Consider the following 25110-nt stretch of genomic DNA (forward strand, 5'->3'; position numbering starts at 1 on the left):
CGGACCACGGACCACCCCGGCTCGACGGTCGTCATGGACGACGCAATCCCCTGGGCACCTCCCGTTCAGCGCGCCGCGGCCCCCCGTTCTGCGGCGCGGCGCACCCGTATCCGTATGCGCTGATTGTCATGCACGGGTCACATCTGCGACCTGTGTCCAACGCGAAGGGATTCGACATGGCCTGCGGATCGACCTCCCTGTGGGCGGGCGAAGCCACCTGGTTCTGCTGCGGCAACGCCTGGGGCTCCTGCGGCAGCGCCGGCACGGGCGCCTGCGGCACCTGCCAGTCCGCCAAGAACATGGCCGCCTGGCCCAACCTCTCGGCCGCCTGCTGGGACATCACCCGGCCCGACCTGTGCGGTGAGAACATGCCGCGCCGCACCTGCGGCGCCGTCATGAACGTCCGCCACCAGTGCTCCGGCGCCACCGTCTGCGTGACGCTCGCCGACTGCGGACCGCGGACCAAGAGCTTCTGCGGCGAGGCCGCCTGCTGCAACGGCGCCTGTCGCACCAACCGGGTCATCGACCTGACCCCCTCGGCCTTCACCGCGATCGGCAGCCTCAGCTCCGGCAAGCTGCCCGTCTACATCTACGAATGACCTCCGTCCCGCACACCCCCTCGAAGCAGGAAGGAAGGACGACATGAGCCACAGCCAGGAATCCGGCGGGCGTCGCCTGGACCGGAGGCGCTTTCTGACCACGGCCGCCGTCGGCGGCGCCACCATCGTGGGCGCGTCCGCGCTCGGCGGGCTCGACGCCGAGGCCGCCTTCGCCGACCCGATGCCGTCGCTCGACGCGGCGATCCCCTCCGCCTTCGCCGAGGGCCGGATCGTCGCGATGAACCGCAACGTCCTGGACGTCGCCGGCTCCCACGGCGAGCGCCACCTCATCCAGCTGACCAACGCCACCAGCATCTGGAAGCTGCGCACCACCACCGCCGAGTCCATCGAGGTCGGCGACGGCCTCTACGCGCGCGGCGCCGCCATGCCCGACGGGACGATCGCGGCCGACGCGGTGTGGGTCAACATCGTGAACGTCTACGTCACCATCCGCGGCATCGCCAAGGACCGGCTGCACCTCACCCACGGCAGCGACGAGCTGGTCGGCCACATCGTGCCCGACACGACCACCGCCTCCTACCTCGGCGGCGCGCTGACCGCCGACCTGTCGCGCACCAGGATCGGGCAGGAGGCACAGGTGCTCGGCGCCTGGCGGCCCGCGGACGGCGCCATCGACATCGCCCGCGTCTCGCTCGGGCACTGAGGGGGGCGGTGCGATGATTCCGCTGGTCTCCAACCTCGCGCCGCTGGTCTGCGCGGCGCTGCTCGCCACGACCGGCGCGGCCAAGCTCTTCGGGCGGCAGACCGCCCGGCTGGCCGCGAACACCGTGCTGGTGCGGGTGTTCAACGACGGCCGCCGCGCCACCCTGGCGCTGCGGGTGCTCGGCGGGGTCGAACTGTCCCTGGGCGCGGCCCTGCTGGCGTCACCGGTGGCGCTGCTGCCGGGTGCCGGCACGGCGTTGCTGGGCGTCGGCTTCACCGGCTACCTGGCGTACGCGAAGGCGACCGCCCCCGAGTCGTCCTGCGGGTGCAGTGCCCGCGCGGAGGGCCCGATCGGGGCGCGCTCCTTCACCAGGGCCGGGCTCGTCGTGGCCGGCGGCCTGGCGGCGGCGGGCGGCGACGCGGCCTGGTGGTCCGAGGTCTCCCGGCGGCCCGGCGGCTCCGCGCTGGTCCTGGCGGCCGCGGCGGCGATGCTGCTGGGGCTGACCGCCGACCTGGACCGGGTGTGGCTGGTGCCGCTGCGCAAGGCCAGGATCCGCGTCTTCGGCCATCCGCTGCCGCCGGCGTCCGGCGAGCGGGTGCCGGTGGCCGCCACCGTGCAGCTGCTGGAGAACTCGCTGGCCTGGCAGACCGCGATGCCGGTGGTGCGCTCGGCGCTGCTCGACCACTGGGACGACGAGGGCTGGCGGGTGCTGCGGTATGCCGGCAGCTACCGGGACGCCCGCGGTACGCACCCGGTCAGCGTGCTCTTCGCGCTCGATGTCACGCTCACCGTCGACACCGCGCCCAACCCGGCGGTGCGGGTCTCGCTGATCGACGAGGAGACCGAGGAGGTGGTCCCCTCCTCGGTGCTCGCGCCGGTCCCGGTGCGCACACCGCTGCCGCTGGCCACCTGACGGCGGCGATCCCCGGCCGGACACGCGTCCGGCCGGGGATCGCGCCGGGTTGTCAGGAGCCGATGGCCTGCGGGAAGCGGAAGAGCCGGTCCGGGTCGACCCGCCGCTTGATCTCCACCAGCCGCGGGTAGTTGTCCCCGTAGTAGGCGGTGCGCCAGTCCGCGAGGTCGGGGTCGGTGAAGTTCACGTACGCCCCCGCCGCCGTGTGGGGCGCCACCGAGTCGCGCAACTCGGCCAGCCACCGCAGATGCGCGGGCACGGCCTCGGGCCCGTCCTGCTCGCCCCACGAGGTGTCCATGCTCACCAGGTAGTTGGCGTGCCGGTGCGGGAAGGCGGTGTCGGCGGGGGCGACCTTGTTGACCGCGCCGCCCCAGCCGAAGAGGGCGAAGCCGCCGCCGTCCGGGTTGCTGCCGCCGGGCCAGCGGCCCAGCCGGGCCAGCACGTCGGCGACGGCCTCGGGCGGCAGCGGGTCCACGGCGAAATGCGTGGTGGCCGCGAAGGCGCCCTCCGACGTCTCGTGCGCGAGGTAGTCCTTGGCCTCCCAGAAGGTGCGGTCGGCGATGTCCGCGCGCAGCGGCGCCGCCGCCGCGAGCACCGGGGCGAGCAGTTCCCGCAGTTCGGCCGCGGTGCCCAGGTGCATGCCGACGGCGGAGACCGTGACGCCGGAGCCGGTGGTGCTCAGGCCGAGCCGCAGTGAGCACTCCTCGGGCGCCTGGCGCATCACCTCCTGGAGCACCGCGAAGACCTCGGGCGCGTCGGCGCCGTCCCACAGCAGCAGGCAGGTGGCGGCGCCGGAGACCGGGAAGGCCCGGTAGGTGAAGGACACGTTGACGCCGAAGTTGCCGCCGCCGCCGCCCCGGCAGGCCCAGAAGAGGTCGGCGTGGTGCTCGGCGTCGCAGGTCAGCAGGTCGCCGTCGGCGGTCACCAGGGTGGTGGCGACCAGCGCGTCCGCGGTGAGCCCGAAGGCGCGCGAGGTGGCCGCGGAGCCGCCGCCGAGGGTGAGCCCGGCGATGCCCACCGAGGCGCCGTTGCCGAGCGCGAAGGCGATCCGCTCGGGCTCCAGCGCCGCGTAGACGGCGGCCATCGAGGCGCCGCCCGCGGCGGTGACCAGGCCGCTGGAGCCGTCCGCGGTGACCGCGTCCAGCGCCCTGAGGTCCAGCACCAGGCCGGAGTTGACCGAGAAGCCGGCATAGGAGTGCCCGCCGCCGCGCGGCACGATCGGCACGCCCGTCCGCCTGGCCCACTCCACCGCCCGCCGCACGTCGGACACATCGGCGACGGCGAGCACGCCGGCGGGTGTCGTACGGGTGTGGCGCTTGTTGAACGGGGCGCTGGAGGAGTGGAATCCGGCGTCGCCGGGCCGCAGTACGCGACCCGTCACGCTCCTCTCCAGCCCCCGCCAGTCCGCCTCGGACGCCGCCGTCGCCGGTGCCACGGTCAGGCCACCTCCTCGATGTAGGAGATGCCGGTCGCCGCGTGCGGGCCGTACCTCTCCCACGCCTCGTGCAGCCGCACCCGGCCGTCCTCGGTCAGTTCGGGGGTGTTCACGCTGCGGCCGCAGACCACCTCGCCCGAGGCGAAGACCAGCGTGTAGCCCATCGACAGCGTCCCGTCGGGCCTGCGGGTGCCTGCGGTCCAGCCGCGCCGGATCGCGCCGCCGGCGACCTCCCCCCAGACGAAGTCGTCCTGCTGGTGGTAGACGGCCTCGGTCGCCGTGTCGCCGTCCGGCGCGCGGAAGCGCCGCCCGTCGTAGTCGATCATGAGGCCACCGCCTCCACACCGGCGCCGGCGGTCTCCTGCGGGAGGCCGAGGAATTCCGCGGACATCGCCCGGTCCCACCAGATCGCGTAGTAGGCGAAGTCCTCGTCGTGCTCGTTGACGACGCTGTGCTCCACGTCGGGCCTGATGTACGCCAGGTCGCCCGCCGCGACCTCCTGGCGGCGCCCGCCCGCGACGACCGTGCCGCGGCCGGACATGACGATGAAGATCTCCCGGTCGTGGTGCGCGTGCAGCTCCGAGACGTCGCCCGGGCGCAGCACGCACCAGGCGCCGCGGAAGGGCGAGTCCAGCCCCGCCCAGGGGTGGAGGAGCTTCAGGTCGAGCCCGTGGGCTCTTTCGAGGTGGTCCGGCTCCATGGCGCGGATGGTCACGTCGGCGTGCTCGTGGTCGGTCAACGTCCCGCTCCGATCGGCTTTCTTCGACTGGGTGGCCGTGCGACAGCCCTCAGGCTAGAATTCGGCGACTCCCGGTCGACAGGGGAAGTCTTCCCTTTCCCACGGGAATCTGCGACGGGGAAGCGGAAATACGTGCACCGGGCGGGTTCCCCGGTGCACGGGGCGGGATAAAAGGCGTTCAGCCATGTCCGAGGCCCGCATCCCTGGCTAATACAATCGCTTGTGCGCGATCGGCCACACCGAGCTTGCCGAAGATCGTGGAGACCCGATTGCTGATGGTCTTGGAGGCCAGTGCCAACTCCCGGGCAATGGCGGTGTTGGACTTGCCGGCCGCGATGCGGTCGAGCACGTCCCGCTCCCTGTTCGTGAGCTGCGGGAACGGGTAGTAATACTGCCCGGTGGCCGGGCGTATGAGGACGCTGAGCCGGTCGGCTATCGATTTGTCCACGATGGCCTCGCCGGCCGCGACGGCCTGGATGCCGCGCAGGATCTGGTCCGCGTTGGCCCGCTTGATGAGGTAGCCGCGGGCGCCGGCGTGCAGCGCCGAGGTGATCGACTTGTCGTCGTCGTCCGAGCTGAAGACCAGGACACCGACGTCGGGCGTCATGCGCAGCACCCGGCTGATGACGTGCGTGCCGGTCGGCTCGTCCATCAGCGGGTCGACCACCAGCACGTCGGGCCGGCAGCGCGAGGTCTCGGCGAGCACCTCGTCGGCGGTGGCGGCCTCGCCGACCACCGATATCCCGCTGATGCGTTCGAGTACGGATCTCACGCCGTGCCGGATCGCGGGCTGGGCGTCGGCGAGCAGGACGGTGAGCGGAGCAGGAGCCCGTTGGTGCGAGTACGGCGACGGCGGCACTTCCCCTTCCGGCCGGTGGCCCGAATCCCCCTGCGGTCCCTCCGCGTGGGACGGGAGTTGCCGTTGTAATCTCGTGGTGTTTTCCTGCTGGCTCATTTGCCCCTCTAAATTGGATTTCCCCCAACGTGCTGTTCATGTGGTTCAGGTCGAGCGGTACCAGGATGGGGCAGGAAACAGCGGACCGCAAGAGCCGCAGGGGCCCCCTGGTATAACGTCGGCAATTAAACTTCCTACGTTTCGGAGGAATATGCACGGGCCCATTACATCGGGGCGGGCTCGGCCATGCCGCTGTCCTTGACCTGGCGCATGATCTCCTCGCGTTCGCGCCAGTGGGACCAGAAGGCGCCGGTGTAGCCGAGGCCGACGAGGCTGGTGAGGAAAGGGTTGTCGGCGTAGTTGTTGTCGTTCTCGCTGGTGCCGCCGAGGGTCGGGAGCATCACGCGGTGGTGGTCCGCGGGGTCGACCATGTCCCACAGCAGGTCGACCGAGGGGCTCCAGCGCGCGGTCGGGTCGCCGGGGGGCGCGGTGGGGTCGGCTGGCAGGTCGGGGGAGAAGTAGCAGACGAGCCGGAAGTCGCCGTGCTCGTCGAACATGAACTGCCGTTCGTATTCGGTCGGGCCGGTGCACTTCGCGAGCGGTTTGAGGATGATCGGTCCGGTGGCGGTGTTGGACTGGAGGCCGGGCAGGGTGCGCACGCCGTCGCAGGCGGCGGCCATGGCGATGCCCATCGGGGTGTAGGGGAAGAGCCGCAGGCCCAGCGAGAAGCCGGTCACGGTGGCGTCCAGGGCCATGAAGGCCTCGACGCAGGCGCGCATGGTCTGCGGTGTCTCGCCGGGCATGCCGAACAGCGCCTCGACCATGGTGAGGATGCCGTGCTGCGTGCACAGCCGCACCAGGCGCTCGGTGTCGGCGAAGTCGTAGTAGGTGGTGCCCTTGGCGGTGACCTTCCAGCCGGTCAGCATGTCGGGCCTGACGTGGTCGGAGCCGACGTTGACCCCGCGGCAGCCGGCCGCGGCCAGCAGTTCGGCGAATTCCTCGTCGAAGGGGCTGGGTTGGCAGTAGACCCACAGCCGCAGGTCGCGCAGCGGGCTCGGTGTGGGTGCGTGGCGGCGGCGGACGATCTCGCGCAGCACGTTCTTGGCGTGCGCGACCGACAGGTTGAACTCGCTGTCGGTGGTGTGCTGGTCCAGGACGCCCTGGGCGGCCAGTGCTTCCATCTCGTCGACGACGGCGGTCACCGAACGCTGCCCGAAGGAGGTGCCCTTCGCGTCCGGCTCGACGCAGTGCGAGCAGCGGTAGGTGCAGCCGTTCTTGGTGAGGATGCCGCCGAGGCCGCCGCGTCGGTAGTAGAGGAGGTTGTCCACCTTCAGGGCGGCGCCGGACCTGCGGACATAGGTCGCGGTGGTGTCGACCTGCCAGACCCGGGGCTCGAACTGGCCGGCGGGGGCAGGGATCAGGGCCTGGCCGTGGCGTGCGGTGAGCACGGCGGGCGGGACCCGGACGACTCCGGTGTCGGTGGCGCGCAGCAGGCCGGGCACGGTGTCGGGGTCGCGGCCGGTGAGCAGCGCGTCGGCCAGGTCGACGATGATCCGCTCGCCGGGGCCCTTCACCCCGAAGTCGATGCCGAAGTAGTCGACCAGGGCGAAGGGCATGGTCGAGAAGCCGATGCCGCCGGCCACGACGGGTGCGTCGGTGAGCCGCTTGACCTCGGTGATGATCTCCTTGTGCTCGCCGACGAAGGGGCGCTGCTCGAAGGCGTAGACGGTGTCGGTGTTGCGGATCGTGACGCCGACCAGGAAGGGGTCGCGCTCGGCGAAGTATTCGGCCAGGCAGGACTTCCAGTCCTCCCGGTGGAAGGTGAGGTCCAGCACCTCGACCTCGAAGTCGGCGGCCTCCAGCGAGGTGGTGAGCACGTCGAGCGCGTAGGGCGCGATCGGCGGATGCACCTTGTTGGGGTTGACCAGAAGCACCAGGCCTCTGCTCATCGGATCTCCTCCCGTGCGGTGGACGGACCGGGCGGCCCGGACGGACCCTGCGGCCCGGACGGGCCGACAGGCCTGACGGATGGGACAGGCGGCCTGACGGATGGGATGGGCCGGACGGATGGGATGGGACGGCCCGGCGGGGCTGGACGACGGCTAGACGATGCCGAGGCTGATGCCGAACTCCGGTTGGCCGCCCACCAGGTAGGCGCCGGCCGACTGGAGGATGCGGTCCTGGGCGATCAGGTGCTGGCACATGGTCGTGGTGTCGCGCAGCCAGCGGTCCATCGGCGAGGACTTGTTGATCGACCACGTCTGGAGCAGGTCGTAGAGCCGGTTGACGATCGCGCGGGCGGTGCGGAAGGCGTGCAGCCAGGACAGCGGCGAGGCGGCGCGCTCGTCGGGGGTGAGGTCGTCCAGGGTGCCGCCGGCTTCGAGCACCTCCCACTGCCGGGTCATCGCGGTGTAGACCCCGGCCCGTGCGGCGTTGAAGTCGGCCTCGCACTCGGCGAGCGTGACCTGGGCACGGAAGCTGTCGGCCCAGGCGACGCCGGTCATCCGGTCGATCCTGGAGGTCGCGATCTCCCGGGCGTGGTCCAGCGCCGCGCGCGCCACCCCCAGCGGCACCCCGCACATGGCGCGGGTGAAGGCGTCGGGCTGCGCGAGCGGCGAGGGCCGGCCGTGGACGACGCCGAAGCTGTACGTGTGCTCCTGCGGCACGAAGACGTCGGTGATCGTGTAGTCGCAACTGCCGCTGCCGCACAGGCCCGTGGTGTGCCAGTTGTCGATCAGCTCGACCTGCTCGCGCGGCACCATGAACTGCCGCGACTCGTGCGGGTTGCTGCCGTCGGGGCTGGCGTAGGGCTTGCCGTCCTCGAAGACGAAGCCGCCCGAGGTCACCCAGTCGGCGTGGTCGATGCCGCTGCCGAACGGCCAGCGCCCGGTGAGCCGGTAGCCGCCCGGCACCCGCTCGGCCCGGCCGGACGGCTGGAGCAGCCCGGCGGTGATCATGTCGGTGCGGGGGAACATCTCCTTGGCGGTCGCCTGGTCGATGAAGTTGCTGTAGATCCCGGTGTTGGCGCCGATCACCGCGCACCAGGCCGCCGACGCGTCGCCGTACGCCAGCGCCTCGACGACGCGCGTCTGCTCGGCGGAGGTCAGCTCCAGGCCGCCCCACTCGCGGCCCCAGCACATCCGGAAGACGCCGGTGCCGCGCAGCAGTTCGACCACGTCGGCGGGCAGCTTGCGGTGCTGCTCGATCTCGGCGGCCCGCTCCCGCAGCACCGGGGCCAGTGCCTCGGCCCGCGCCAGGGTCTCGGCCGCGGTCCCTGGCGCCTGCGCCTGCGCGGTCAACGTCATGTCGTCATCGCCCCTCAGCTGGTTGGTCATGCGGATTCCTCCCTCGGCCCCGGTGACTGCGGTACGCGTCAGGTGGTGATGCCGAGGCTGATGCGGAACTTGGGTGTCCCGCCGAGCAGATAGGCGCCGACGGACTCCAGGACCACGTCCTGCGCCGGGAGGTTCTGGCACATGGTCGTGGTGTCGCGCAGCCAGCGGTCCATGGGCGAGGACTTGTTGATCGACCACGTCTGGAGCAGGTCGTAGAGCCGGTTGACGATGGAGCGGGCGCTCCGGTAGGCGTGCAGCCAGGACAGCGGCGAGGCCGCGCGCTCCTCCGGGGTGGGCTCGCCGCCGGCTTCGAGCACCTCCCACAGCCGGGTCATGCCGCCGTAGACGCCGCTGCGGGTGGCGTGGAAGGCGGCCTCGCACTCGGCGAGGGCGACCTGCACCCGGAAGCTGTCGGACCAGGCGGTGCCCGTCATCCGGTCGATCCTGGTGGTGGCGATCTCGCGGGCGTGGTCCAGGGCGGCCCGGGTCACCCCCAGCGCGACCCCGCACAGCATCCGCATGAAGGCGTCCGGCGTCGAGAGCGGGCTGAGCCGGCCGCGCGGCTCGTAGAAGGTGTAGGTGCGGTTCTCGGGCACGAAGACGTCGGTGATGGTGTAGTCGCAACTGCCGGTGCCGCACAGGCCGGTGGTGTGCCAGTTGTCGATCAGCTCGACCTGCTCGCGGGGGACCAGGAACTGGCGTGACTCATGCGGGTTGCTGCCGTCGGGGCTGGCGTAGGGCTCGCCGTCCTGGAAGACGAAGGCGCCCGACGTCACCCAGTCGCTGTGGTCGACGCCGCTGCCGAAGGACCAGCGGCCGGTCAGCAGGAAGCCGCCCGGCACCCGCTCGGCGTGGCCCGCCGGGACCAGCACCCCCGCGGTGATCATGTCCTGCCGCGGGAAGACCTCCTTGACGACGTCGGCGTCGAGGAATTCGGCGATCGGCCCGGTCAGCGAGCCGATCGCCCCGCACCAGGCGGCCGACGCGTCGCCGTAGGCCAGCGCCTCCACCACCCGCGTCTGGTCCATGGAGGTCAGCTCGGGGCCGCCCCACTCGCGGGCCGAGCCCATCCGGAAGACGCCGGTGCCGCGCAGCAGTTCCACCACGTCGGCCGGCAGCTTCCGGTTCCGCTCGATCTCGTCCGCGCGCTCCCGCAGCACCGGGGCGAGCGCTCGGGCCCGGGCCAGGATCTCGGCCGCGGTGTCCGGCTCCCCGCGGTGTGCCGCGGTCGCCTCGGGTGTCGTCGTCATCGGTTCGTCCCTCGTCCCCTCGCTCACGCCGCTCACTCGTCCACGTCCAGCAGGCCGGCCGGCATCGCGAACGGCGCCCGCGGGTCGGCCGGTCCGACCGGTTCGGTGTCCAGCTCCACCAGCGCCGCCGCGGCCGTCAGCCGGTCCTGGCAGCCGTCCACGTCGTCGGCCTCGCACACCACGAAGGAGTGCCGCCCCAGGTAGCCGCCCGGCGGCAGCCGCAGCGTGGTGCCCGGCTCGGCCATCGGGGCGGCGGCCACCAGGCCCGGCGCCTGGCCGGGCGCCGGCAGCCGCACGGACTTCAGCAGGCAGTCCGCGTCGGGGATGCCGAACCTGATGCCGGCCACCGCCCGCCGGGTGTGCGTGATGTCGGGGCGCTGCCCGGTGGCCACGTCGAAGAGCACCTCGCCCGGCTCGATGCCGGTGGCGATCCGGCCGAGGAAGGGGATCAGGTCGCCGCCGAGCCGCCCGTTGACCTCGATGATCAGCGGCCCGCGGTCGGTCAGCCGCACCTCGCTGTGGGTGATGCCGTCCTCGATGCCGAGCGCCTGGTGCGCCCGCGCCAGGGTGCCGATCAGCTCCTTGTCGTCCAGCAGCGGGTCGGCCGCGTCCACGCTGTGGCCGATCTCCTCGAAGTACGGGTGGTCGCTGCTGTACTTGCGCGCCACGAACAGCGGCAGGTACTCGCCCTTGTGGATGGCGCCGTCGATGCTGATCTCCGGCCCCGGCGCGTACTCCTCCACGATCGCGCTGGCCCGGTAGGGGCCCGGGTCGACCTCGCTCGCCGCCAGCGCGACACCGAAGGCCGCGTCCAGCTCCGCCTCGTCGGCCGCGAAGACCACGCCGATGCTCGCGCCCATCGCCCGCGGCTTGAGCACCACCGGGTAGCCGATCCGCGCGGCCACCGCCCTGGCCTCCTCGACCGTGGCGGTCAGCCCGAAACCCGGCTGGTGCAGGCCCGCTTCGGTCAGCACGGCCCGGGTCAGCTCCTTGTCGCGGCAGCCGCGCACCCCGCGCGCGGACAGGCCCGGCACCCCGAACTCGGCGGCCAGCAGCCCCGCGTCCAGCACCAGCGGCTCGTCCCAGCACATCAGGCTGACCACCTCGCGGCGGGCGGCCACCTCACGGGCGGCCCGGCCCATCACCTCGGAGTCGAAGACGTTGGCGACGACGACCTCGTCGAAGTACGCCTGCTGCCACGTCGGCCTGAGGTTGTTCAGCAGCACCATGTCCAGGCCCGCCTCGCGGGCCCGCCTGCTGATCGGCGCGACCAGGTACTCGCGGTAGACCTTCAGCCCGCTGCCGATCACCAGCAGAGTGCCGCGGCTCATCGGGCGGCCCCCGCCTCTGCGGTGCTGCGGCGGGTCAGCAGGTCGGTGACGATGTCGTGGCTGCGGTGCGCGAGGACGCTGATCAGGGAGTCGGCGATGCCGTGGGTGGCCTCGTTGACACCCTGGAGGTAGACCGCGCCCGGGCTGGACGCGCCGAGGTCCACCCGGTAGTTGCGGCTGACACTGACGCTGTCCAGCCCGGCGTGCTCGGCCAGATCCCGCACGAGGGCCGGCATCCGGGTGTCGTATCCGGTGCCGAGCAGGACCAGGTCGCAGCGCAGCGGCGATTCCTTTCCGGTCTTGCGGTCCCTGAGGTCGAGAACGACGTCGTTGTCCTCGATCCGCGCACCGGTCACCTCGGTCATGGCGCGTACTTCCGAGCGCTGGGCGCCGAGCATCCGATTGCGGTAGAGCATCGTGTACAGCTCGTCGAGGAAGGGCGGCGCGAGTCCCGCGTAATTCGTGAACCGCATTTCGTCGAGCACCTGCGAGCGCACTTCCTGCGGGGTGTCGTAGAAATCGTCCACGAAGGACGGGAAGAACAACTCGTTGACGAATTTGCTGGTCTGGTAGTTCTGCAGGCCTATGGAGCGGACCACCATCGTGATCTGGCTCTGCGGCAGGTTCTCGTGCAGCGCGTAGAACATCTCCGCCGCGCTCTGCGCGCCGCCGACGACGACCGCGCGCAGCGGCTGGTCCTTGGGGATCTCCGCGATACGGCCGCGGTAGGTGGAGCTGTGGATGACCCGGTCCGGCGGCAGGTCGGCGAAGGGCTCGGGGATACGGGCGTCGCGGCCGCCGCCGATGACCAGGTCGCGGCAGTGGATGGTGTCGCCGTCGGTGAGGGTCACCGTCCAGCCGGTGATGGCGTCGTTGCTGTCGCGGTCCGCGGTGATGCCGGCGGCCCTGGCGCTGTAGCGGATCTGCACCCGCTCCAGCGACGTCGCCACCCACTGCAGATAGTCGGAGAACTCCCACCGGTAGGGGTGGAAGGTGCCCAGGTTCACGAAGTGGTCGAGCCTGCCGTGGTCGTGCAGAAAACTCAGGAACGAGAATTTGCTGCGTGGATTGCGCAGGGTCACCAGGTCCTTCAGGAAGGACACCTGGCTGCGCGCCCACGGCATCAGCAGATCGCGCTGCCATTTGATGTCGGGAGCCTGTTCGAGCAGCAGTGTGCTCTCGGCCAGTTCAGTGGATCCGCACTCCTCGATCGCCGCGGCCAGGGCCAGATTGGCCGGGCCCGCACCGATCGCCAGAACATCAACCTCGCGGTGAGTCATAATGCCCCCTCGATGTCAGTGATGCCTTTTCAAGATTAGGGAGCCGGTATTCCCGCGCCATAGGGGAGAAATTCCCCCGGGGCCGGGAATCCTTTTCCCTTGTTACGGCTTTTCCGCCGCGGGGCTGTCGCCGGGCGGCCGCGTCTCGATGCGGACCATGGCGGCCGCGGCACCGGCCAGCCGGTGCGCGTGCGCCGGGCTGTCCCCGCGGGCCATGACGATGCCGCCGCGGTCCCAGGAGTTGCGCAGCCCGCCGAAGGACGCGCCGGGCACCGTGCAGTGGACGAGCAGCACGCCCTCGGCCTTCTCGGCGTCCTCCACGCCGGTCACGCTCACGACCGTGCCGGCCCCGGGCGCCAGGAAGCGCACGGCAGCACCGCCCTTGGCCCGCTCCGGCAGCTCCATGGGCGGCTCCTCGCCCTTGAGCACGGCGAAGTAGCTGCGCATGAACTCCAGCGGGTAGGCGGCCTCGATCAGGTCGAGGATCGCGTCGCCGGGCATCCGGCCGGCGCACTCCACCAGGTACGGGACGCCGTCGGAGACGATCCACTCGCAGTGCACCACCCCGTCCCCGAACCCGATCGCCGCCAGCAGCCGCGCGGTCTGCGCGCCCAGCAGGGCGGACAGTTCCGCGGGGATGTCGGCCGGCACGATGTGCGCCTGCTCCACCGGATAGGGGCCGGGGTAGAGGACCTTGCCGGTGACGTTGGTGAACAGCGGCTCGCCGCGGCGCACCAGCATCTCGACGCTGTATTCGTCGCCGGCGACGAACTGCTCGGCGAGCATCACCACGTCCATCGGCCGGTCGGGCACGAGGATGCCCTCGTCCTGGACCAGGCACTCCTCCCACGCGGAGGCCACCTCCGCCGGGTCGTGGACCACCCGGACGCCCAGCGACGCCTGGCGATTGGCCGGCTTGAGCACGGCGGGGCCGCCGTGGTCGCGCAGGAAGTCCCGCACGTCCTGCGGGCCGTGCACCCGCACGCTCGCCGGGTTGGCGATCCCGGCGGCCGCGCTGACCTGCCGCAGCAGCGCCTTGTCCCGCAGGATCAGGGCGGCGCCCAGGCTCGCGCCCGGCAGTCCGTAGCGCTCGGCGAGCCGGGCGGCGAAGGGCACGGCGTACTCGATCGCGGGGATGATCGCGACCGGGGCGAGACCGGGGTGGGCGGCGTGGAATTCGTCGGCCTTGCCGGGCAGGTGGTATTCCCACTCGATCAGGTCGCGGACGTAGCCGACGGCGGCGAGCTTGTCGCGCGCCTCCCGCTTGCGTACGACGTCGGGCTCCTCGACGTACACCACGGAGCCGTCCGGCTGGAAGGACTCGATGATGGGGATGGTGACCCCCACGAAGCCGACGATCACCACCGGTCCGCGCGGTGCCGCCGTGCTGCCGGGCTGCTCGGTCATGCGGTGCCTCCGACGGTTTCCTCGGCCTTGCCCTCAGCGGTCTCCTCGTGCGCCGCGGCCCTGCCCCGCTCCTCGTCGCGGTTCGTCCCCGCCATGGCGAGCACGCCGGTGACGGCCGCCGCCAGGGCGCACAGCATCCAGAAGCCGTGGTCGAGCCGGGTCCAGACGTAGACCGTGATCAGCGGCCCGAGCGCCGCCGCCAGACCGGTGGCCGCCTGCATGACGCCGATGTAGCGGGCCTTCAGCGCGGCCGGGAAGGTCGCCGGGTGGGCGTACATGCTCGGGCCCGCGATCATCACGCCGGCCACTTCCAGGACCGCGCCCGCCACCAGGTAGACCGGCGAGTGCGCCGACAGCGCGTAGCCCACGAAGCCCAGGGCGTTGACCAGGTGGCCGACCAGCACCGCGGTGTGGGTGGGGATGCGCAGGATGTACGTGGTGACCTTCAGCTCGCAGGTGATCAGCACCACGGAGGAGACGGTCAGCACCACGCTGTACAGCGCGGTCGGGTAGGCGTCGGCCCTGATCTGCAGGGGCAGCGCCACCACCGACTGCATGTAGGCGAGCGTGCCGAGCATGACGGAGCCGAGGAACAGCAGGTACTTGCGGTCCCGCAGGATCGCGGCGTACGCGGCCCGCCCGGTGATCGGCGCCGGTGCGTCGGCGTCCTCCTCCCCGGCGTCCGCCGCCTCGGTCGCGGCGGCCGGCGCCGCCTGCCGGGGCAGCAGCGCGAACGCCAGGCCGGCGTAGGCCAGCGCGGTCGCGCCGTCCAGCCAGAACAGCGCGTCCCAGTCGAGGAGGATCAGCCCCGCGGCGATCAGCGGCGCCACCGCGGCGCCGGTGTTCAGCGCGATGCGGAACATCGAGAAGCCCATGACCTGGTGCCGCTCGGGCAGCAGGTCGCTGAGCAGCACCGAGGCGGCGGGGCGGTACGCCTGCCCGAGCAGGCCCGCGAGGCCGACCACGAGCAGCAGCGGCACCAGCAGCCCCGAGCGGCTGAACGCCGGTATCACCGCGACCAGCGGCCCGGAGCCCGCCATCGCGGCCACGATGGTGAACCGCGGCCCGAACCGCTGGGTGATCTCGCTGCCCAGCATGGTTCCCAGGATCGTGCCCGCGCTGTACGCGACCAGGCTCAGGCCCGCTGCCTGCACCGACATGTGCCGGTGCGTCAGGTACAGCACCAGGAAGGTCTGGACGAACGCGCCCAGCTGGTTGATCAGTACGCCGCCGAGCAGGTAACGCACCGCCGTCGGGGTCGACTTCAGCGTGTCGAACACGCCGATCTTGCCCTCGTCGGTCATATCGCAGCCTCCTTAGCCGCCGCCGCCAGCGTCGCGGCGACCAGCGGGGCCGACGCGAACCCGGAACCCCCGCAGGCCGTACGCGCCCAGACGGCGGGGCTCATCCGGGCCAGCCGGGCACCGCCGGCGGCCGTATCGGTCGTGTAGTGGCACGCGCGGACCGCGACCACCTGGTAGCCGGCCGGGTCGCGGAGGATCCCGGCGTCCGCCAGCCGCTCCGCCCACGGCGCCTGGTCCTCGGCGCCGGCGTCGGTGTCCGCCGCCTCCCGGCAGACCGCGTCCGAGCTGACCTTGAGCAGCGTGCCGGCGACCGGCGGCACCACCCAGGCCCGCCCGTCCGCGCCGAGCCCGCCCACCGCGGGCGCGTGCCGCCAGCGCCTGGCCTGCCCGCGGCCGGGCCGCAGGTAGACCATCGTCTGGCGGTGCAGCACCGCGGGCAGGTCGACCAGTTCCCTGGTCCACGGACCCGCCGCGACCAGCACCACGTCACCGCCGACGACCTCGCCGCCGGCCAGCGTGACCTTCCCCGCGTCGGCGTCGACCGCCGCCACCGGGCTGTACGGGCGCAGCGCCGCCGCGGGCCTGGCCGCCAGCCATCTGGCCGCGGCCCGCAGCACCCGCCCGGCCAGCAGCACGCCGGCCCGCGACTCCCGCACGCCCGCGGTGCCGGCCGGGAAGCCGAGCTGCGGCAGCGTGCCGGGGCCGACCGTCTCGACCGGTACGCCCGCCGCGGCCGCGAAGCGCGTCACCTCGGCGAGCCGCTCGCGCGGCCACGCGGTGACGACGCCCACCTGCCGGTAGCAGCCCGCTCCGAGCACCGGCTCCAGCTCCAGCCAGCGGCGGTGGGCCGCGCCCATCCGCCGGGTGGCCTCGACGTCGCCCACCGCGAGGGTGCGTAAAGTGCGGTGCTGGTCGTGGGAGGTCGCCGCCGGGTCGGGGATCGCGCCCCGGTCGAGCACGGTGACCCGGTGCCCGGCGAGCACGCACTCCACGGCGGTCAGCAGCCCGGTGACGCCCGCTCCGACCACGACGACCCGCGCGCCGCCCGTCCCGACCCCTGTACCCGGCCTGCCGGTCACTGCCCGGCGCCGGTCAGCCGGGGCAGCGCGCGCGGCGTGACCTCGGTGGCCGATGACGACGCGGGGACGGCCAGGTCGGGCAGCGCCCGCTCGGCCAGGTCGATCAGCAGCGGGGCGGCGCAGCGCAGGAAGACGTCCACCTCGTGGCAGAAGTCCCCGGCGTCGTCCGCCGTCACCTCCCACCGGTCGAGGCGGCCCAGCTGCTCGGTGAGCGTGAAGGCGGCGCCGGTCAGGCTGAAGCGGCGGGCGTCGTAGGAGGCGCCGAAGCGGTCCGCCATCCGCGCCGCGGCCTCCCGGGAGCGCGCGGAGACCGGCAGCGGCCCGCCGCCGGCGAACTTCCCGGCCTTGTCGGCCACCCGGTTCCACGGCTCCACCAGCCGGGACGCGGTCACCTGGTCCATCGCGCCGCGGGTGAAGTTGGTGCGCTGGAAGTCCGGCCCGGTGGCGGCGAGGTAGAAGCGGATCAGGTCCCTGGGCACCTCGGCGGCGAGCTCCCGGCCGGTGACCACATGGCCGCGGCTGCTGGAGAACTTGTCGTTGTCCAGCTCGTAGAACTCGTTGGTCACGAAGTGCTCGGGCAGCGCGTAGCCGCCCAGCGCCATCAGCATGGCCACCCCGACCACCCCGAAGGCGAAGCCCGCGTCGGAGCCGAAGAAGTAGACGACCTTCGCGCCCGACTCGGCGAACCACAGTGCGTCCTCACCGGCCGGCTCCTCGCCGCGCGCCTCGGCGGCCAGCGCCGAGCTGTGCATGCTCCAGGCGATGACCTCGGCGTCGGCGTAGATCACCTGGCCCTCGACCTCGGGGAAGGGCGCGGGGATGCCCCAGGAGATCGGCAGGGTGACCGGGTAGTCGGGCAGCGGGCGCGCCAGCAGCTCCTCGATCAGCCGGGCCAGCCGCGGCCGCATGGTGGGGGCGAGCCCCGCGAAGTAGGCGGTCAGCGCCGCCCGGTGCTCCTCGAGGGGCAGGACGAGCACCTGGACCTCGCGCAGTTCGACCTCGTCGTCCGGGTGCAGCGTCGACCGCGGGTCGATCAGGTCGCCCGAGCCGATCCAGTGCCCGCACCCCTCGCACAGCCCGGCGCACCCCTGCGACAGGCAGACCGGGCACGAGCCGCGCACGTACGCGTCGGTGAGGAAGTCCCCGGTGCGCGCCACGTAGGGCAGCGGCACCGAACGCAGCGCGAGGCGGCCCGCGCCGTGCAGCCGCTGGAAGAAGTGCTGGACCCCGGTGACGTACCGCTCGTCGAAGCGCACGAAGCCGTCGGGCTCGATGCCCACCGCCTCCAGCGTCCGCTCGACCTGCGCACCGGACCTGACCCGCAGCTCCTCCGGCGGCACCCCGAGGCGCCTGGCGGTGGTCACGATGTAGTTCTGGGTGAAGTGCACGCCGGTGCCGAAGAGCACGTCGCGTCCCGCGGCCCTGGCGTACCTGGCGCAGACGTCGGCGCTCAGGAACGGCCCCGCCAGGTGGCCGAGGTGAAGATCGCCGTTCGCGGTCGGGCCGGGGGCGATCACCATCGTGCGTTCCATCGATCGATCCTTTGTTCGGCAGCGGTGGGGACGTCTTGTGGGGTGCCGTGGAAAGCGTCGGGAGGAATTGATCCCACTCACACAGAGAAAAACCCGTTGCGGTGCGCGATTCATCGATGGTGCGGCCACCGGTCGGTTAGTCCGGCGATGGACGTCATGAGGCTAGATTTCGGTTGTTCCCGATCGATAGGGGAGATCTTCCCGAGGACTGGGGAATCTGGACCGCCGCTTCCCGGCACGGCGGGGAAGCCCGGGACGCGGCTCCGTGCCCGCGCAACCGCCCAGCAGGCCCCGTACGGACCCGTCGTCGGGGGTGCGGGCCGGGCGGCGGCCGGGCAGTCGTCCGGACCTGCCAGGACCCGATGCCTTTCCTGCCGGGATCGGCATCGGGTTACCGGTGAGGCATTAGGGGCGCACGTGACGGAGGGAAAGGGATTTTTCCGGGCTGGATTACCCGGGACCACGCGAATTTCCGCGGCGTTCGGCTCCGGCACGGCGACCGTATTTCCGGGCGAGGCCCGGGCGGGGATCCGCCCCACGTCTCGGACGGCGGACAATCCGTTCCGCCCCTCGGGCACCCGGCTGCCGGGGCGGCCCGGCCGGCGCCGCGGTTCTGCCCCGGGCACACGACGAAGGCGGCCCGCTCAGCGGACCGCCGATGCCGTACGCGCGTGCCGGGCGAGCCCTCAGGCGGCGTCCGCCCCGTGCTGGGTGGGCAGGAAGGTCACCATGCGGCGGCGCGGGTCGTGGGCCGGCGAGGAGACCAGGGTGCGGACGTGCTGGGGGTGGCCGCCGACCGGTGGGACGATGATGCGGACCTGGCCGTCGTTGTGCAGCGTGATACGGCTCGACCGGTCCACCGCCCGCCACAGCTCGGCCAGTTCGGGGTGGTCCTGGATCTCGTCGATGATCCCGCGCAGCTCGGCGCTGCGGGTGGTCTCCGCCTCCAGCCGCAGCTGCCGCAGGTAGGAGGTGGCCCAGCCGTCCTCCCACTCCCCGCACAGCCGGCGGGCGTACGGGGTGAAGAGGACGAACCGCAGCAGGTTGGCCGGCTCCTGCTCGCCGGCCGACAGGAAGAGGCGCTGCCAGGCGGTGTTGGACTCCTCGATGCGCCAACCGGCGTCCACGGCCAGCGAGGGGACGGGCAGGGCGCGCAGGTAGCTCGTCCAGCCGGTGACCGCCTCCGGGTCGGGGCGGCTCGGGCCGCGCGGCGGGAAGCCGCCGCTGGCGATGAACCACAGCTCGTCCCGGCGGGCGGAATCGAGTCCGAGGGCCTGCGCGAGCGAGTCCAGCCGATGCAGCGGGATCGGCCGGACACCGCTCTCCCAGTCCTGGTACAGCCGGGTTGACACGCCCATGTCCTGCGCCACGTCCTGCTGGCTCACCCCGCTGCGGCGCTTGCCCGCTGCCAGAGGGGTGACGCGGTCCGCCGGGCCGGTGTGGTGCTTGCGCGCCTGGCGGAGGAAGCCGTGGATCAGTGGCGGGGATTCCCCGTGATGCGGTGCCATGGGCATCTCCCCCGAGATCCGGCCGAGGTGATGCGCGGGCGCGTCACCGTTCGATTACTGGCCATTAGATGGTCTTGGTTCGGCCTGACCACTGTCAACCAATCCCGAGTGCCGCGCTTTGACCTGCGGATTTGAGCGTCCTTTGAGCAATAGGGAAAGCCCCCACCACCCCCTGGGGCCCCGGATCACCCTGCCCACCAGGCAGTTTGCGCCACCGGGCCGAAATGGCGTACTTGCGCCACGAGGATCAAATGGGTCTGTCCACATTGGTACGTGTCCCATTTTGGACAACGCCCCGAGCCGGTGTGCGAAGTGCCTGCTAGACGCCCGGACGTACGGCAAAACGGCGGCCCCCGGCCCGAATTACGCACCTTTGGGTTCGTAGCGGTGGACACCTCCACTCCGGTACGAATTCTCGTGGCGGTACTCACCGCGGCGAAAACCTCGCCGGGGCGGGTGACCGACACCAACCCTGCTCCCGGTCGCGGCATCCGAGTCGCCGCGGCCGGGCCGCCGAGGGCCACCGGTCCGCTCCGCCCGGTTCCGGGGGGGAGCCCTCGGCGGTGAGCGGGGGGCCGGCTTGGCCCGCGGCCCCCCGCCACCTCAAGCACCGCCGTCCCGGAGGTCGTCATGGCGTACCTGCCGTTCGCCGCACTGCCCGCCCAGGCGCCCGCGCTCTTCGGCGGCGCCGCGGCCCCCGCCGCCGTGCCCGAGCCGCACCGGCTCATCGGCTACGCCGCCGCCGACCCGGACGACACCAGGCAGCAGCTCGCCGCCCTCGTCGCCGCGCTGCGCGCCGCGGAAAGGCACGCGACCGAGCTGGTCGACGACTTCCCCGCCTCCTACCACGGCGACTACGCCGAGGTGCTGGCCGCGCACGCCGACCTCGACACCGACGAGGACGAGTACGAGGACGTGCCGTCCGCCGCGGCCGACCCCGCCGCCGCGGGCGCCGCCGTACTCGGCTTCGAGCGGGCCGTCGTCGACTTCTGCACCGACCTGGCGCTCGGCGACCGCCGCCGCGCCTGCGGCTATGTCACGGCGGGCGGCTCCGAGGGCCTGCTGGTCGGGCTGCGCGCCGGACGCGACGCCCTGCCCGGCGCCCCGCTGTACGTGTCCGCCGGCGGGCACCACGCGGCGCGCCCGCACGCCCGGCAGCTCGGCATGGACGTCGTGGAGGTGCCCCCCGACGCGAACGGCGCCATGGACGCCGGCGCACTGCGGCTGCTGACCGCGGAACGGCCCGGCGGCGCGGTCGTGCTGGTCACCGTCGCGGGGGCGGAGGACGGCGGCGACGACGACCTGGCCGCGATACGGGCCGCCGCCACCCCGGCGGGCCCCGTCCACGTCCACGTCGACGCCACCCGCACCGGCCTGCTCGCGCCCTTCTCCCCGCACCCGGTGGCGTGGGACCTGCGGGACGGCGCGGACAGCCTCTCGCTGACCGCCCACCACCTGCTGGGCCTGCCGGTGCCCTGCGGGGTGGTGCTGGTCGGCTCCGGCCGCGCCGCCAGGGGCCGCGGCTCCACCCCCAACCCGCTGGCCGTCGCGCTGCTGTGGTCGGCGCTGCGGGACCGCGGATACCACGGGCTGCGCGCACTGGTGCACGAGTGCTACGACACCGCCGGCTACGCCGCCGACCACCTCACCGCGGCCGGCTACCGCGCCACCCGCGCCGGGTACGGGCTGACCCTGCGCTTCCCCCGCCCGGCCGCCGCGGTGTGCACCCGCTGGCGGCTGGCCACCGACGGCCCGCACGCCCGGCTCACCGTGCTGCCACCCCTCACCCGCGCCTCGGTCGACGCCCTGTGCCGCGACCTGGGCACGGGGACCTCGGTGCCGGCCGGCCCCGCCCACCGTCCGCAGCCCGGCGCGGCCCGTACCGCCGCCGTGGCCGCTTCCCAGCGGGACGGCTGACGTGGCCGGGCGGCACGCGAGCGACGCCGCCTTACCCGGCCGGGGCGGCACCGGGCCCGAGTGGCTGCTGCCGGTGTCCGTACCCGTCATCCCGCCGGCCACGTCCTACTGGGCCGGCGACTGGTTCGCGCCCCGGTCAGGACCGGGCAGGGGCGGCGCCCCGGTGAGCGTCGCCGTGCTGCCCGGCGGGACCGTGCACACCTGGGGCACCGTCATGTCGCAGGCCGGCGACCTCGCCGACGGCACGCACCCGGCGTGGTCGGCCGCCGCCTGGCAGGCCCGCGAGAGCGGGCGGCCCACCCGGGTCGCCGTGGGCTACCCCGACGGCCGCGTGGAGACCCGCCTGGTGGCCGCGGACGGCACCGCGAGCCCGGTCGACGGCACCCTGCTGCCGGTGCCCGGCAGATGCCCGCCCGACCCCTGCTGGGGCGACCCGCCGGGCCTGGCGCACGAGGAGTGCGCGGCGGGCCCGGGACCCGCCGCCGCGGCCGCGGTCCTGCGCGCCGCGCAGGACGCCGCGCTCGACGCCGACTGGAAGGCCGCCACGCACTTCTACATGGTCGCCGCCGCGCGGCTGCACGCCCAGGGCTCGGCCGACGCCGAGCAGGTCGCCCGGCTGGCGGTCTCCGCATGGCTGCGCGCCGGCCGCGGGGAGGCCTCGGCCGGGCCCGGCTTCGCCCTGGTGCACCTGCTGATCTCGACCTTCCCCGGTCTTCCCGGGCCGATCGCGGCGCTGCTGCGCCGGCTCGCCGACCACCTCCCGGCGGCCGGCCGCAACCGTGTCAGGGGCCGGTGAGCGGCGCGGCGGGGGCCGCGCCGCCGGTGGCTCACTGCACCACGAAGGTCCGGGCGAACTCGGCGTCGTTGGCCAGCTTCAGGCCGGCCTCGAAACGGCTGGTCGCGTTGAGCCGCTCCATCAGCTTGGCGATCGCCCGCTGGACCGTACGCCGGTGCACCCCGAGCTTGCGGGCGATCTGGTCGTCGCTCAGCCCGGAGGCCATCAGCCGGATGATGACCCGCTCCTGGGTGGTGATCTCGCTGTCCTCCGAGCTGGTCCGGGACGCCCGCGCCAGGGTCAGGCCGCGCAGCCAGCAGTCCTCGTAGACCGCGAGGAAGGAGCGCATCAGCGCGGCCCCGCGGATCACGATGACCGCCTCGCTGGGGTGGTCGGGGTCGGCGGCCAGCACGGCGGCATCCCGGTCGAAGGTGAGCATGTCGAAGGGCGCGTGGTCGACGAGCCGCAGCTCCACCCCGGAGTCCGCCAGCTCGTGCAGATAGCGGGCGTATTTGGGGGAGTGCAGGCACGACATCGGGTAGATCGCCCGGTTGCGCACCCCGCGGGCCATGATCGTGCGGTCGTGTTCGAGGGAGGCCTCGAGCACCTCGAGCGCCGGCATCGGCCCCGGGTGCATCGAGGCGCACGTCTCGCGGGCCGCGTCCGACAGGTCGAGTCTCGTGCGCTGCTTGCGGCGCTGCTCGGTGATGAACTCCACCGCGACCTCGCTGGTCTCGCGCTGCACCGCGGGCCGGTAGACCGACAGCAGCGCCTCGGTGACCCGCTGCAGCCGCACCCCGCTGCGCAGCTGCTCCGCCGCGTTGGTCTGGTAGTTGTCCATGGCCCTGGCCAGCGCGGCGTCGGGGTCGACGGCCTCGGCCATCCCGTCGCGCACCTGGACCAGGCCCAGCTCGCTCAGCCGGCGGAAGCCGCGGCCGCTGTGCGTGTCGTCGGGGCCGACGGCCGAGAAGAGGTCGCCGCTGGAGACGCCGCCCTTGGTGCGCAGCATCTCGTACAGCGCGAGCGCCGCGTCCTCGTCACGCTGGGTACTGATTCCGCCCGACGTGCTCGCTGACCCCGTGCACGCCTCCTCACTCGGTCCCGGAAGCATGTGCCTTCCTCCATAGGTGATCCGGCGGCCACTCGGATACGGGGGCGCCCCGCACGCCCCAGGTTCCCCGAAACCCCAAGTATCTGTGCCTGCCACAGAGTGTCACGCAAGTATTACCCGCTAACGGAGCCGACCGTACCGGGTATCCGCAACGTGCGACCGGCATGTGACGGAGCGCCCGCCGCATCCGGGGCATAAGGTACGCGCCCCCGCCTCCGCGCCCGCACATGGTGATGCCCGGGACGCGGACGGGCGTCCCGGGCAAGCGCTTCCACCGGTGCAGCGTCCGGCCTCGTGGACCGGCGGGGCGTCAGAGGTCGAACTCCTGCGGGTTGAGCCCGACCGCGTAGCACGCCTCGCGGACGACGGCCTGCTCGGTCTTGTCGAAGTCGCCGTCGGCGCCGCCGATGACGATGCCGATCTGGATCACCGCACGCGCCTCGGTCGGCTTCTTCTGCACCTTGGCGATCTCCTGCAGGATCGCCACCTTGCCGAAGGCGAAGTCGGCGGTCAGCTTGCCCAGGTAGTCCTCGAAGCGGCGCTGGAGGTCCAGGGCCGGGAAATTCTGCAGCACCTCGTTGGTGCCGATCAGCGCGGCGACCCGCTGCCGCTCCGCCGGGTCGATGGTGCCGTCGGCGGCCGACACCAGCGCGCACATCGCCATGCTGGCGTCCCGGAAGGCACCGCTCTTCAGATCGTTCTTCTTGGCGTTGAGCTGCGTCTGCATATTGCTCGCGGACTCTTTGAAGCGGTCCCACAGGGCCATCGGGGGTCTCCTCGCACAGGCGGTCGTTACGGTCTGAGAACTCAACCGGAGCGTAAAGGAGTTCCCAAGCCGACCGTAACGCTCCGGCCGGGACGCCCGGAGGGCCGGGTGGCCCGGTCAGACCCGGGGGAAGCGGGCGAGCAGCGCCCACAGGGCCGGATTGTCCGCGAGACCCTCGTGCATGTCGGTGAGGTCGGCGACCACGTCGTGCAGGAAGTCCCGTGCCTCCCGGCGCAGTTCAGCGTGGCGGACGGGCAGCGGGGGCTCGTCGGGGAGCCAGTCGGCGGTCACGTCCACGAAGCCGAAGCGGCGTACGAAACGCAGCCGGTCGGTGGATTCGGTGAAGTCGAACTCGGCGTGTTGCGGCCGGGACGCCCTGCCGCCCGCCGGGTCCCGGTCCAGCCGCTCGGCGATGTCGCACAGCGCCCACGCGAAGTCCAGCACCGGCACCCACCCCCACGCGGTGGACAGCTCCCGCTCGCCCTCGGCGAGGTAGACGTCGCCGCAGAAGAGGTCGTGCCGCAGCGCCCGTACGTCCGCGGTGCGGTAGTCCGTCTGCGGCGGGTCGGGGAAGCGGCGGGAGAGGGCGTAGCCGAGGTCGATCACCCGGCGATCGTGCCAGATGGGCGGCGGTGCCCCCGCACGGCCCGGCGGCCGGGCCGTGCGGGGCTCGTCACCCTTGGGGTCGGCGGGTCAGAGCGAGACGCCGAAGTCGGTGGCGATGCCCACCAGGCCGGACGCGTAGCCCTGGCCGACCGCGCGGAACTTCCACTCCGCCCCGTTGCGGTAGAGCTCGCCGAAGACCATCGCGGTCTCGGTGGCGGCGTCCTCGCTCAGGTCGTAGCGGGCGATCTCGGCGCCGCCGGCCTGGTTGACGATGCGGATGTAGGCGTTGCGCACCTGGCCGAAGTTCTGGCTGCGGGCCTCGGCGTCGTAGATGGACACCGGGAAGACGATCTTCTCGACGTCGGCGGGCAGGCCCGCCAGGTTGACGTTGATGGCCTCGTCGTCGCCCTCGCCCGCGCCGGTGCGGTTGTCACCGGTGTGCACGATGGTCTGGTCGGGCGTCTGCTTGTTGTTGAAGAAGACGAAGTGGCCGTCGGAGTAGACCTTGCCGCCCGCGTTGACCGCGATGGCACTCGCGTCGAGGTCGAAGTCCGTGCCGGTGGTGGTACGGACGTCCCAACCGAGGCCGACCGTCACTGCCGTCAGTCCGGGCGCCTCTTTGGTCAGCGAGACGTTGCCGCCCTTGGACAGGCTTACCGCCATG

Annotated in this window: 23 protein-coding genes; 5 read left to right on the forward strand and 18 right to left on the reverse strand. The window is 72.6% G+C overall.

Annotation, left to right across the window (positions count from 1 at the left end):
* Window positions 1-176: 176 nt before the first annotated feature.
* Genes BUE44_RS27240 through BUE44_RS27250 form a run of 3 tightly spaced genes read left to right on the forward strand, consistent with a single transcriptional unit; the run spans window position 177 to window position 2176 of the window.
* On the forward strand, window positions 177-599 hold the full coding sequence (locus BUE44_RS27240; RefSeq protein WP_073501650.1) for an RlpA-like double-psi beta-barrel domain-containing protein: 423 nt from the start codon (window positions 177-179) through the stop codon (window positions 597-599).
* Between the two features lie 43 nt (window positions 600-642).
* On the forward strand, window positions 643-1263 hold the full coding sequence (locus BUE44_RS27245) for a twin-arginine translocation signal domain-containing protein (protein WP_073501651.1): 621 nt from the start codon (window positions 643-645) through the stop codon (window positions 1261-1263).
* Window positions 1264-1276: 13 nt separating this feature from the next.
* Window positions 1277-2176, forward strand: coding sequence for a MauE/DoxX family redox-associated membrane protein (locus BUE44_RS27250; RefSeq protein ID WP_073501652.1), 900 nt, complete (start codon window positions 1277-1279; stop codon window positions 2174-2176).
* A gap of 52 nt (window positions 2177-2228) precedes the next feature.
* Here BUE44_RS27250 and BUE44_RS27255 read toward each other — a convergent pair whose 3' ends face one another.
* From BUE44_RS27255 to BUE44_RS27320, 14 genes are all read right to left on the reverse strand, one after another.
* A complete protein-coding gene (locus tag BUE44_RS27255; RefSeq protein WP_235002495.1) occupies window positions 2229-3557 on the reverse strand; it encodes an FAD-binding oxidoreductase in 1329 nt (442 codons plus the stop codon).
* A gap of 56 nt (window positions 3558-3613) precedes the next feature.
* Window positions 3614-3937, reverse strand: a complete 324-nt coding sequence (locus tag BUE44_RS27260) for a hypothetical protein (protein ID WP_073501654.1) — start codon at window positions 3935-3937, stop codon at window positions 3614-3616.
* Complete coding sequence (locus BUE44_RS27265; RefSeq protein WP_235002497.1) at window positions 3934-4350, reverse strand: cupin domain-containing protein; 417 nt, start codon at window positions 4348-4350, stop codon at window positions 3934-3936. Before BUE44_RS27265 ends, BUE44_RS27260 begins: the two co-directional genes overlap by 4 nt.
* A gap of 178 nt (window positions 4351-4528) precedes the next feature.
* Window positions 4529-5305: a response regulator gene (locus BUE44_RS27270; protein ID WP_079190126.1), complete on the reverse strand. Its 777-nt coding sequence runs from the start codon at window positions 5303-5305 to the stop codon at window positions 4529-4531.
* Window positions 5306-5469: 164 nt separating this feature from the next.
* Window positions 5470-7194, reverse strand: coding sequence for a tryptophan 2-C-methyltransferase (gene tsrT / locus BUE44_RS27275; protein WP_073501656.1), 1725 nt, complete (start codon window positions 7192-7194; stop codon window positions 5470-5472).
* Between the two features lie 153 nt (window positions 7195-7347).
* Window positions 7348-8544 carry an acyl-CoA dehydrogenase family protein gene (locus BUE44_RS27280; protein ID WP_407640063.1) on the reverse strand — a complete coding sequence of 399 codons (1197 nt, stop codon included), beginning with the start codon at window positions 8542-8544 and terminating at the stop codon, window positions 7348-7350.
* 74 nt (window positions 8545-8618) lie between these two features.
* Window positions 8619-9830, reverse strand: a complete 1212-nt coding sequence (locus tag BUE44_RS27285; RefSeq protein ID WP_073501657.1) for an acyl-CoA dehydrogenase family protein — start codon at window positions 9828-9830, stop codon at window positions 8619-8621.
* Window positions 9831-9862: 32 nt separating this feature from the next.
* Window positions 9863-11161: an ATP-grasp domain-containing protein gene (locus tag BUE44_RS27290; protein WP_073501658.1), complete on the reverse strand. Its 1299-nt coding sequence runs from the start codon at window positions 11159-11161 to the stop codon at window positions 9863-9865.
* Window positions 11158-12441 (reverse strand): lysine N(6)-hydroxylase/L-ornithine N(5)-oxygenase family protein, encoded by a 1284-nt coding sequence (locus BUE44_RS27295; protein WP_073501659.1) that lies wholly within the window; start codon window positions 12439-12441, stop codon window positions 11158-11160. Before BUE44_RS27295 ends, BUE44_RS27290 begins: the two co-directional genes overlap by 4 nt.
* Window positions 12442-12543: 102 nt before the next feature.
* Window positions 12544-13848, reverse strand: a complete 1305-nt coding sequence (locus tag BUE44_RS27300) for an ATP-grasp domain-containing protein (protein WP_073501660.1) — start codon at window positions 13846-13848, stop codon at window positions 12544-12546.
* Window positions 13845-15152, reverse strand: coding sequence for an MFS transporter (locus BUE44_RS27305; protein WP_073501661.1), 1308 nt, complete (start codon window positions 15150-15152; stop codon window positions 13845-13847). Before BUE44_RS27305 ends, BUE44_RS27300 begins: the two co-directional genes overlap by 4 nt.
* A complete protein-coding gene (locus tag BUE44_RS27310; RefSeq protein ID WP_073501662.1) occupies window positions 15149-16231 on the reverse strand; it encodes an FAD-dependent oxidoreductase in 1083 nt (360 codons plus the stop codon). The genes BUE44_RS27305 and BUE44_RS27310 overlap by 4 nt, the downstream gene beginning before the upstream one ends.
* The gene (locus BUE44_RS27315; protein ID WP_073501663.1) at window positions 16228-17763 is read right to left on the reverse strand and encodes a class I tRNA ligase family protein; all 1536 of its coding nucleotides are present in this window, start codon (window positions 17761-17763) and stop codon (window positions 16228-16230) included. Before BUE44_RS27315 ends, BUE44_RS27310 begins: the two co-directional genes overlap by 4 nt.
* Before the next feature lie 686 nt (window positions 17764-18449).
* Window positions 18450-19271 carry an MmyB family transcriptional regulator gene (locus tag BUE44_RS27320; RefSeq protein ID WP_073501664.1) on the reverse strand — a complete coding sequence of 274 codons (822 nt, stop codon included), beginning with the start codon at window positions 19269-19271 and terminating at the stop codon, window positions 18450-18452.
* A 630-nt stretch (window positions 19272-19901) separates the two neighbouring features.
* On the opposite strand from BUE44_RS27320, the gene BUE44_RS27325 reads away from it, so the two are divergent.
* On the forward strand, window positions 19902-21188 hold the full coding sequence (locus tag BUE44_RS27325; RefSeq protein WP_073501665.1) for a PLP-dependent aminotransferase family protein: 1287 nt from the start codon (window positions 19902-19904) through the stop codon (window positions 21186-21188).
* Window position 21189: 1 nt separating this feature from the next.
* Window positions 21190-21984, forward strand: coding sequence for a hypothetical protein (locus BUE44_RS27330; RefSeq protein ID WP_073501666.1), 795 nt, complete (start codon window positions 21190-21192; stop codon window positions 21982-21984).
* A gap of 31 nt (window positions 21985-22015) precedes the next feature.
* On the opposite strand, the gene BUE44_RS27335 is transcribed toward BUE44_RS27330, so the two are convergent.
* From BUE44_RS27335 to BUE44_RS27350, 4 genes are all read right to left on the reverse strand, one after another.
* A complete protein-coding gene (locus tag BUE44_RS27335; protein ID WP_073501667.1) occupies window positions 22016-23074 on the reverse strand; it encodes a helix-turn-helix transcriptional regulator in 1059 nt (352 codons plus the stop codon).
* Window positions 23075-23384: 310 nt separating this feature from the next.
* A complete protein-coding gene (locus tag BUE44_RS27340; protein WP_073501668.1) occupies window positions 23385-23840 on the reverse strand; it encodes a tellurite resistance TerB family protein in 456 nt (151 codons plus the stop codon).
* A 117-nt stretch (window positions 23841-23957) separates the two neighbouring features.
* Window positions 23958-24446, reverse strand: coding sequence for a hypothetical protein (locus BUE44_RS27345; protein ID WP_073501669.1), 489 nt, complete (start codon window positions 24444-24446; stop codon window positions 23958-23960).
* Window positions 24447-24533: 87 nt separating this feature from the next.
* Window positions 24534-25109 carry a TerD family protein gene (locus BUE44_RS27350; RefSeq protein WP_073501670.1) on the reverse strand — a complete coding sequence of 192 codons (576 nt, stop codon included), beginning with the start codon at window positions 25107-25109 and terminating at the stop codon, window positions 24534-24536.
* Between the last annotated feature and the right edge of the window lies 1 nt (window position 25110).

This window comes from Actinacidiphila paucisporea (assembly GCF_900142575.1).
Taxonomy (GTDB): domain Bacteria; phylum Actinomycetota; class Actinomycetes; order Streptomycetales; family Streptomycetaceae; genus Actinacidiphila; species Actinacidiphila paucisporea.

Coding starts and splice junctions, on each gene's coding strand:
- BUE44_RS27240 (WP_073501650.1), top strand. CDS start 177: ATGGCCTGCGGATCGACCTCCCTGTGGGCGGGCGAAGCCACCTGGTTC.
- BUE44_RS27245 (WP_073501651.1), top strand. CDS start 643: ATGAGCCACAGCCAGGAATCCGGCGGGCGTCGCCTGGACCGGAGGCGC.
- BUE44_RS27250 (WP_073501652.1), top strand. CDS start 1,277: ATGATTCCGCTGGTCTCCAACCTCGCGCCGCTGGTCTGCGCGGCGCTG.
- BUE44_RS27260 (WP_073501654.1), bottom strand. CDS start 3,937: ATGATCGACTACGACGGGCGGCGCTTCCGCGCGCCGGACGGCGACACG.
- BUE44_RS27270 (WP_079190126.1), bottom strand. CDS start 5,305: ATGAGCCAGCAGGAAAACACCACGAGATTACAACGGCAACTCCCGTCC.
- tsrT (WP_073501656.1), bottom strand. CDS start 7,194: ATGAGCAGAGGCCTGGTGCTTCTGGTCAACCCCAACAAGGTGCATCCG.
- BUE44_RS27285 (WP_073501657.1), bottom strand. CDS start 9,830: ATGACGACGACACCCGAGGCGACCGCGGCACACCGCGGGGAGCCGGAC.
- BUE44_RS27290 (WP_073501658.1), bottom strand. CDS start 11,161: ATGAGCCGCGGCACTCTGCTGGTGATCGGCAGCGGGCTGAAGGTCTAC.
- BUE44_RS27295 (WP_073501659.1), bottom strand. CDS start 12,441: ATGACTCACCGCGAGGTTGATGTTCTGGCGATCGGTGCGGGCCCGGCC.
- BUE44_RS27300 (WP_073501660.1), bottom strand. CDS start 13,848: ATGACCGAGCAGCCCGGCAGCACGGCGGCACCGCGCGGACCGGTGGTG.
- BUE44_RS27305 (WP_073501661.1), bottom strand. CDS start 15,152: ATGACCGACGAGGGCAAGATCGGCGTGTTCGACACGCTGAAGTCGACC.
- BUE44_RS27315 (WP_073501663.1), bottom strand. CDS start 17,763: ATGGAACGCACGATGGTGATCGCCCCCGGCCCGACCGCGAACGGCGAT.
- BUE44_RS27320 (WP_073501664.1), bottom strand. CDS start 19,271: ATGGCACCGCATCACGGGGAATCCCCGCCACTGATCCACGGCTTCCTC.
- BUE44_RS27325 (WP_073501665.1), top strand. CDS start 19,902: ATGGCGTACCTGCCGTTCGCCGCACTGCCCGCCCAGGCGCCCGCGCTC.
- BUE44_RS27335 (WP_073501667.1), bottom strand. CDS start 23,074: ATGCTTCCGGGACCGAGTGAGGAGGCGTGCACGGGGTCAGCGAGCACG.
- BUE44_RS27340 (WP_073501668.1), bottom strand. CDS start 23,840: ATGGCCCTGTGGGACCGCTTCAAAGAGTCCGCGAGCAATATGCAGACG.
- BUE44_RS27350 (WP_073501670.1), bottom strand. CDS start 25,109: ATGGCGGTAAGCCTGTCCAAGGGCGGCAACGTCTCGCTGACCAAAGAG.